2 protein-coding genes are annotated in these 1,273 nt (G+C 74.8%); both read right to left on the minus strand.

The window, feature by feature from the left end:
* Nucleotides 1-208 (minus strand): hypothetical protein (locus KBX53_RS33360; protein ID WP_210863837.1); only part of this gene is annotated, 208 nt, incomplete at its 3' end.
* On the minus strand, nucleotides 205-1,273 hold a 1,069-nt coding region (locus KBX53_RS33365), incomplete at its 5' end, for an FAD-dependent oxidoreductase (RefSeq protein WP_210863839.1). The genes KBX53_RS33365 and KBX53_RS33360, both read right to left, overlap by 4 nt.

The following is a 1,273-nucleotide window of genomic DNA, read 5'->3' on the forward strand; positions in this document are numbered from 1 at the left end:
CCCCGTCGTCGGGTGTGTGCAGGTTGAGTTCGCTCTCGGTCACCCCGTCGAAGTACGCCGAGAGCCGCACCCGGTCGTACGCCGGGCGCCCCTCCTCGGCCAGCACCGTCACCCGCCAGCTGCCCTGGGGGTCGCGGGCGCGCAGCGCGTCCACGAACCGCTGCCCGACCATTCCGTTGCCGATGACGATCAGATCGCCGCCGCTCATCGCGTCACCTCCACCGATTCCGCCTGGCTCAGCCAGGCGACGATGCCGCTCACCGCGTCCCGGCATCCGCCGCATCCGGTGCCGGCCCGGGTCGCGGCCACCACCGCATCGACAGTCCGGGCGCCGGAGCGCCAGCTTCTGACCAGTGCGCCCTTGCTCACCGTGTTGCACTGGCACACCGTGGCCGCGTCCGGCATCAGCGCCGGTGAGGCGGCCGGGGTCGCGCCGACCGCACCGAGTGCCCGGCCCAGCAGCAGCGCCCGCCGGTCGGTCGGCACCGGGTGGCCACGGTCGAAGAGTTGGATCACCGTGCCGACCGCCGGGTTGTCGCCGAGCAGGATCGCGCCGATCAACCGCTCGTCCCGGATCCGCAACCGGGCGTACGTGCCCCGGGCCGGGTCGGCGAAGGTCAGCTCCTCGCCCGGCTCGCCGCCGGCCGCATCACCCATCGAGGCCAGGTCGATCCCGGCGGCCTTCAGCCGGGTCACCACCGGCCGGGGCCGGTAGCGGGCGAGTGGGTCGGTGCCGGTCAGCACGTCCGCGAGCACCTGGGCCTGGGCCCAGGCGGGCGCTACCAGCCCGGTGAGCACGCCGTCGTGCTCGGCGCAGTCGCCGATCGCGGAGATGGACCGGTCGCTGGTGCGGAGCCGGTCGTCCACCACCACGCCGCGCCGCACGGTCAGGCCGGCGGCCTGCGCGAGGGCGGTGTCCGGTCGTACGCCGCAGGAGAGCACCAGCAGGTCGGCGTGAAGCGACCGGCCGTCGGCCAGGTCGAGGCGGACACCGTTGGCGTCCGTGGCCACGCCGGTGGCCGACACTCCCAGTTGGACGGTGACGCCGAAACCGGCGAGTGTGCCGGCGAGCACCGCACCGGCCGCCGGGTCCAGTTGCCGTTCCATCAGGTGTTCTCTCGGGTGCACCACTGTGGTGGCCAGGCCCCGGGTGGCCAGTCCTCGGGCGGCCTCCAGGCCGAGGAGCCCGCCGCCGAGCACCAGCGCGCTGCGGGCGCCGTCCGCCGCGGCGAGGATCCGCCGGCAGTCGTCCAGGGTCCGGAAGGGGACCACC

Origin of the sequence: Micromonospora sp. M51, from assembly GCF_018070305.1 — a bacterium.
Classification (GTDB): domain Bacteria; phylum Actinomycetota; class Actinomycetes; order Mycobacteriales; family Micromonosporaceae; genus Micromonospora; species Micromonospora parva.